Annotated in this window: 10 protein-coding genes; all 10 read right to left on the bottom strand. The window is 41.9% G+C overall.

The window, feature by feature from the left end:
* The coding region (locus QMQ21_RS10465) for a translation initiation factor IF-2 N-terminal domain-containing protein (RefSeq protein WP_261814403.1) at positions 1-986 on the bottom strand (986 nt) is incomplete at its 3' end.
* 16 nt (positions 987-1,002) lie between these two features.
* Positions 1,003-1,302: a YlxQ-related RNA-binding protein gene (locus QMQ21_RS10460; protein ID WP_001041390.1), complete on the bottom strand. Its 300-nt coding sequence runs from the start codon at positions 1,300-1,302 to the stop codon at positions 1,003-1,005.
* A complete protein-coding gene (gene rnpM, locus QMQ21_RS10455; protein WP_000857567.1) occupies positions 1,295-1,588 on the bottom strand; it encodes an RNase P modulator RnpM in 294 nt (97 codons plus the stop codon). Before rnpM ends, QMQ21_RS10460 begins: the two co-directional genes overlap by 8 nt.
* 21 nt (positions 1,589-1,609) lie before the next feature.
* Entirely contained in the window at positions 1,610-2,746 is a 1,137-nt protein-coding gene (gene nusA, locus QMQ21_RS10450) for a transcription termination factor NusA (protein ID WP_000032286.1), read from the bottom strand.
* A 43-nt stretch (positions 2,747-2,789) separates the two neighbouring features.
* Complete coding sequence (gene rimP, locus QMQ21_RS10445; RefSeq protein ID WP_001808691.1) at positions 2,790-3,269, bottom strand: ribosome maturation factor RimP; 480 nt, start codon at positions 3,267-3,269, stop codon at positions 2,790-2,792.
* 125 nt (positions 3,270-3,394) lie between these two features.
* Positions 3,395-4,030 (bottom strand): tRNA (guanosine(46)-N7)-methyltransferase TrmB, encoded by a 636-nt coding sequence (gene trmB / locus QMQ21_RS10440; protein WP_001266094.1) that lies wholly within the window; start codon positions 4,028-4,030, stop codon positions 3,395-3,397.
* Positions 4,027-4,821 (bottom strand): cell cycle regulator CcrZ, encoded by a 795-nt coding sequence (ccrZ, locus tag QMQ21_RS10435; RefSeq protein ID WP_261048003.1) that lies wholly within the window; start codon positions 4,819-4,821, stop codon positions 4,027-4,029. The genes trmB and ccrZ overlap by 4 nt, the downstream gene beginning before the upstream one ends.
* Positions 4,822-4,982: 161 nt before the next feature.
* Complete coding sequence (locus QMQ21_RS10430) at positions 4,983-5,594, bottom strand: CPBP family intramembrane glutamic endopeptidase (RefSeq protein WP_261034918.1); 612 nt, start codon at positions 5,592-5,594, stop codon at positions 4,983-4,985.
* Between the two features lie 30 nt (positions 5,595-5,624).
* Entirely contained in the window at positions 5,625-5,873 is a 249-nt protein-coding gene (blpZ, locus tag QMQ21_RS10425; protein WP_004257561.1) for an immunity protein BlpZ, read from the bottom strand.
* Positions 5,874-5,914: 41 nt separating this feature from the next.
* Positions 5,915-6,604, bottom strand: coding sequence for a CPBP family intramembrane glutamic endopeptidase (locus QMQ21_RS10420; protein ID WP_261814402.1), 690 nt, complete (start codon positions 6,602-6,604; stop codon positions 5,915-5,917).
* Positions 6,605-6,614: the final 10 nt, after the last annotated feature.

Below are 6,614 nucleotides of genomic sequence, written 5' to 3'. Positions count from 1 at the left end.
TTGTTCTTGTTATTGCCTTTTTTGTTCTTTTTGTTGTTATTCCAGTTACTATTCTTTTGATTTCTCACTTGATTTTGACTACTTCGATTCTTTTGTTGTTTTCTAGGACCATCTTCTTCGTGATCATAATCATCACGTTCTTTGTCTGGTCGAGCTTGTTTTTTACGACGTGTATCCACTGGCGCTTCTTTAGCTACAGGAGCTGGTTCAACCACTGCTTGAACTTGTTGCGCTTGTTCAGCTAACTTAGCCACTTCTTCAAAGATTTCCTCTGGCTCCTTGCGTTTGTTAGCTTGAGCCAAGGCTTCTTTGGCAGCCTGAGTCTGCTTGAAACGTTCCTCACTTGAACGGGCATATTCTGCATTTTGCTCTGCTTTTAGGGCTGCTGCACGGGCTTTAAAGTCAACACGTGGAGCCGCTTGATGTGGACGTTTGTCCTCTTGTTGACGACGCTCATTTCCACGATTTTGCTGACCTTGCTGTTTCTTAGCTTGGTCATTAAAACGGCGATTGTCGCGGTTGCCTTGACCTTGTTTTCCACCATTGCGGCCGTCGTTTTTCTGACGGTTCCCGTTTTGTTGTTGGTCACGGTTATTGCCCTTGTTTTGCTTGCGTCGTTCTGCCTGCTCTTTGGCACGAGCTTCACGCTCAGCCTTAAAATTACGGCTTTGCGGTTTAGCTGCTACTTTTTCTGCCTTCGGAGCAACTGGCTCAGCCGGTTTTGCCTCTTCCTTAGCTACAGTTGGTTTAGCTGGCTCAGATTTTTCGGCTTTCTTTTCTGCACTTGCTTTTGGTGCTGCAGGTTTTGCTTCTGCTTTCGGAGCTGCTGCAGGCTTAAAGCTGGCAGCGATTTTTGCAGCGACAGCTTCTTCCACACTTGATGAGTGGCTTTTCACATCCAAGCCCAACTCTTTTGCACGCGCTACAACTTCTTTACTTTCTTTTCCAAGTTCTTTTGCGATTTCGTACAATCTTTTCTTAGACAAATCATGTCCTCCTCTTCTATTCCATAAGAGACCTCATTTTCTTTGTAAATCCAGCATCTGTCACAGCCAAAACCTTTCTCGATTTTCCGACTGCTATGCTTAATTCCAGTGTTGAAAACACGGTTACAATTTCTACTTGATAATAATGACTTTTATCTTGAATCTTCTTGGTCAAATTGGGTCCAGCATCATGGGCTAGAAAGACCAACTTGGCCTTGCCATCTTGAATGGCCTTGACGACCAATTCCTCACCCGATATGATACGCCCTGCTCGCTGAGCAAGTCCCAAGAGATTACTTATCTTTTGCTTATTCAAGTCCTAACTCTCTTCTTTTCACTTTGTGATCCACATAAGCGATCAACTCATCATAAAAGCTTTCTTCCACTTCCATGTCAAAGCTACGGTTAAAGACCTTCTTCTTTTTAGCCTCTAGGGCTTCTTTATTGTCTAGCTTGATATAAGCGCCACGGCCATTGGCCTTGCCTGTCGGATCAATAAAGACTTGTCCTTCCTTGTTCTTGACAATACGGAGCAAATCACGCTTATCAATCACTTCATTGGAGACAACAGACTTGCGCAAAGGGATTTTTCTCGTTTTCATCTTTCCCTCCTCTAGCAGCTTTTATTCTTCGATAGTATCGTTTTCTGATCCCAAATCTACCGAACCAGCTTCTTCCATGGCTTCAAATTCGCTAGCAGACTTGATATCGATACGGTAACCAGTCAAGTGAGCTGCCAAGCGAACGTTTTGCCCACGACGACCGATAGCAAGAGAAAGCTTGTTATCAGGAACAACCACCAAGGCACGTTTGCTGTCGTTTTCATCAAAGATAACTTGGTCAACCTCAGCAGGAGCAATGGCATTGTAGATAAATTCAGCTGGATCTGCTACCCACTCGATAACATCGATGTTTTCTTCGATTGGTACCATACGGTCGCTCTTGGCATCGTAACGAGCTGGGTGGAATTTGCTAGTGATTTTCTTGATGTTAGCTCCACCACGTCCAACGATTGTACCAATAGCGTCCACGTTTGGATTATGGCTACGAACTGCAACCTTAGTACGGTCACCAGCTTCACGGGCCACGCTCATGATTTCAACAGTTCCATCATAAACTTCTGGAATTTCTTGCTCCATCAAGCGTTTGATCATTTCTGGATGGCTACGGCTAACAAAGACGTTGACACCACGAGGGTTGTCTTCAACCTTGTAAACATATACTTCGATACGATCATGAGAAGCAAAAACTTCTCCAGGAATTTGGTCTTGTTTTGACAATTGGGCTTCGATGCTACCAAGGTTGACATAGATGAAGCGGTTGTCAAAGCGTTCTACTGTACCAGACATGATTTCTTGCTCATGTTCTTTGTAAGTATTGTAAGTGATGGCACGTGTTTGCTTGCGCATTTTTTCCATGATGGTTTGTTTGGCAGATTGGGCTGCTACTCGACCAAACTCAGCAGGTGCTTCTTCAAACTTGATTTTGTCACCAAGCTCATAGGCTGAATTAATGGCAAGAGCATCTTTCAAGCTGATTTCCAAACGGCTATCAAATACTTCATCAACAACTTCACGGACAGTATAAACGGTAAAGTCACCTGTTTTTTCGTTGAAGTCAATAGCTACGCTGTCTGATTGACCATAGCGTCTGCGATAAGCGGAACGAAGCGACTCTACTACTGCATCGATGATATCTTCTTTTTTGATTCCCTTGTCTTCTTCCAAAATGCGGAAGGCCTCTAGCATTTCTTTACTCATGTTTTCTTCACTTTTGAATCCTCAAAAGCTATCCTTTCTTTTTCTATAATTTAACTGCTAAACGTGCTTTTGATACTAAACTGTATGGAATTTGGACAGTTTTCTTACGTGTCTTGTCCATATATTCCATGGTCAACTCGTCCTCTTCAAAGGCCAACAAGGTTCCTTCAAAGACTTTTTGCTTATCGATGGCTTGGTAGAGCCCGACATGGATGTATTTCCCAACCGCTCCAGCAACGGCATCCTTGGTTTTTAAAGGACGTTCCAAGCCTGGACTAGTGATTTCTAGGAAATATTGTTCTGGGAAGGGATCTGGCTTGATGGTATCTAGGACAGGACTGATAATTTCTGTCAAGTCTGCCGTGTCGTTCAAGGTAATTCCTTCAGGTTTATCTACAAAAATACTGAGAATCATGTCACTGCCAATCTTTCCATACTCGATATCCACAAGTTCGAAAGGAGCTTCTATGACAGGTTCTACAACTTCTCTGACTAATTCTACGATTGTTGCGATTGCGTCCACCTCCTCATAAGCAAGAGGCGAAGATATTTCCCCGCCTCTCTTTTCATATTCTTACTCTTAGTATAGCACGTTTGCCAACTTATGTAAAGCAAAAGCACTTATACAGCCTGATTTCAGGCTATTTCTTAAAATTCTGCCTCAACTCGGTAGATAACTTGCCCCTTGTTGGAGAATTTTTGCTCGTATTCTGTCATGACATTGCCTTCAAAATCACTGGCATGTAAATCAAGCCAGACACCATTAAGCTTCATGCCATACTGAGAAAAACTCACTAGGCTGTACTCAAACAAGCCACGGTTATCCGTCTTGAAATGAATTTCTCCATTTTCAGGCAAGATACGCTTGAAAGTATCCAAGAAGGTCTTGTAGGTCAAACGACGCTTTTCATGGCGTTTTTTAGGCCAAGGATCTGAAAAATTCAGATACAAGCGATCAATCTCACCGTCTTCAAAGTAGTCAGTCAAGTCAGAACCATCTACCCACAAAAGCTTGATATTAGGTACTCCAACTTCAAGCACCTTGTCCAAAGCGTAGCTCAAAACAGACTTTTGAATATCAATCCCGATATAGTTGATGTCAGGGTTTTGCTTGGCCATACCTGAAACAAAGGCACCCTTTCCACTTCCAACTTCCACATGAATAGGATTGTCATTGCCAAACAAGTCCCGCCATTTTCCCTTGGCTTCCAAGGGATTGAGGACCACATACTGGGGATTTGCCTCTAGTAATTCTGTCGCCCCTTTACGATTTCTAACTCTCATCTTCTCTTTCCATACTTGTCTCGGAAGTGACGCAGGCCATGAATCTCCCGATTGACATTTTCTAAATCTTGGTTCATATAATACTTGGAAATCTGGCTCAAATAAGACAATTGACCGTACCAATACAATTTATTTAATACCGTTTGATTGTACTTGTAACCGTAGTAGGTCAACCATTCCTTCCACTGATGCTCTGGAATATAATGGCAGAGCATATGGGCCACATCAAACATGCGGTCGGTCAAGCGAACCGAATCCCAATCTACCAAATAAATCAAGCCGCTATCTGTCTCAATCCAATTACTATGTCGTACATCTCCATGGACAATGGTCGCATGGTCCTCTCTAAATCCTGGAATAGTCTGACGTAAATCAGCCATCACTTCACTGATAAAATGATTTTTACGCAAAGCATCTGGAGCCATTTCCTGCCAAGACTGTAGTAAATCTACAGGTGTTTCCATGGCATATCCCAAACGACTCAACTGTGTCATCAACGGACGTGAGCGATGAAGGCGGGTTAAAATATTGACGATTTGTTTACGATTCATATCATAGGGGGTCAATATCTTGCCTGTCAACCATTCTTGAGCACACATATCACGCCCATCTGCCAAACGGCGACTCCATAATAATTGTGGAGCAATTTGTTCTCTAGCTAGACCAGGTAGGATTGGAGAGGTGTTCATTTTTACAAAGATGCGCTTCCCATCAGGATAGCTACCCATATAAGCCTTGCCACTTTTCCCAGGTATGGGAGTCAGTGTTAGCTCATTATCACCCAAATCCATTTCTTTCCTCCGTATAAAGTTTCCTTACTATTCTACTAGTTTTTGGCCTATTCGTCAACCGCTCTAACCCGATTCTCAAAGAAAAGCCTCTGGAGTCGTTTGGGTTATCATTATAGAAAGAAAAAGGTAAGCACAATCTCCTACTTACCTTTTCATGATTTTTATAAATAATATAGGAGTGGCCAACTGTTGTAAAACATGTGGACTAGAGTAGAAACCCATAAGTTTTGGCTCTTTTTATAAGCAAAGCCCAGCAACACCCCCCCAAGTAGATAAAAAATAAACGAAGGCACATTAGAAGGTCCATGCATGAAAGAAAAGAGAGAGGAAGTCAGTACAAGCCCTAACCAAGAATTGTCAAAAACGGCACCTTGAAGAAGTCCTCTGAAAATGAGTTCCTCCTGGATGGGTCCAAAAACTGAGGAAGTCAAAATCAAAGACAGGGAAATTCCTCTGCTGACTTCCGCCAAGTGTTGAACTCCCGCGCCAGAAGAAACAGCGAAGAAATGAATATAAACCAGCGTCTCAAGTACACTTAGAAGAAAGATTGCAATGAAAAGCAAAAGGTCTTTCTTGCTTAACATCCCAAAAGAAATCATTTCAAACTGTCTAGCATAAGTAACACTCAGCGAAGTTACAAGAAGACTTACAATAATCAATTCAGATTCATTTTGAAAAAAATCCCCGTGGTTAATCGTATAAGGAACTGTAATGACGATTAGTAGTACTAAAAATCCAAAACAAAAGGCATGAAATTTATCAAAAAACTCCATAAAACTAGCCTCCTCAACAAACAAACTTCCCTACAAGTCATCCTTTAGCTCTAGCCTTTCCAAAACAAACCATTTGAGTAACCAAAATCCGACCACATAGCCAGCCCCTAAGAAGATAGCCATTAAAGCTAGCATGGAATTTAGGGAATTAAAGACCGCCGCAGATACAAAGGTTAGCACAAAAACATTAAAGGCAATAGTGTCAGAAGCCAAGACTAGAATATAGGGCGTCAACCAATCTAAGGTTTTGGAATCTAGGAAAAATAAGTGTTTATACATGATAACCTCCTCTATGGCTAAAAAGCAAGGCTTTGGTTTTTTTACCCCAAGACCCTATGTAGAAAAGTGAGCAAAAATGGTAAGTTTGCGATGATATTATTAACAATATGAATCGAATAAGAAGGATAGATACTCTTCGTATAACGTGTCAGCCAGGCATATAGACAGCCTACTGTCGTATAGACAAAAATATCTGCGAGACTTGGCAAGCTAGAAAAGTGGAGCAAGGCAAATAAGAATGACGGAAAGAGAAGATCCAGCCCCCATCTCGAATCCTTAAAGAAGGCATGTTGAAGCAGGCCCCTATATACCAATTCTTCCATCAGAGGTCCTAGTACGATTAAGGTTAGGTAAACACCAAACTCCGCAAAATTTGTCTCACTATAGGCAATAAACAAATTCCACCCTTCATTGGTTCCCTGAACGTGTTTAGCTGTCAGATAGTTAAAGCATATCAGCACAACAGCGGCTAACACCGTCAGAACAGAATAGCTCAACCACTTTTTCCTAGGGATGCGAAAGAGATAAGCATGGCCCGACCTGACCAAAATCCAAACCATCAAGCCGATAAAGAGAAGGCTGATGATGTTTCGAATCCAGATAATATTTCCTACCCAAGACGAGAACTCCCAATAATTGCTCCAAAATTGGGTTGTCCAAAACAGTCCGAAAAACAGAAACAAATAAGAAAGAATTGCACTCGTTTTGAAAAGAATAGCGTGTCTTTTCATATAAATCCTC

Source organism: Streptococcus bouchesdurhonensis (genome assembly GCF_948472335.1).
The sequence above is the reverse complement of the archived record's forward strand: the minus strand, read 5'-3'. Positions and strand labels throughout refer to the sequence as shown.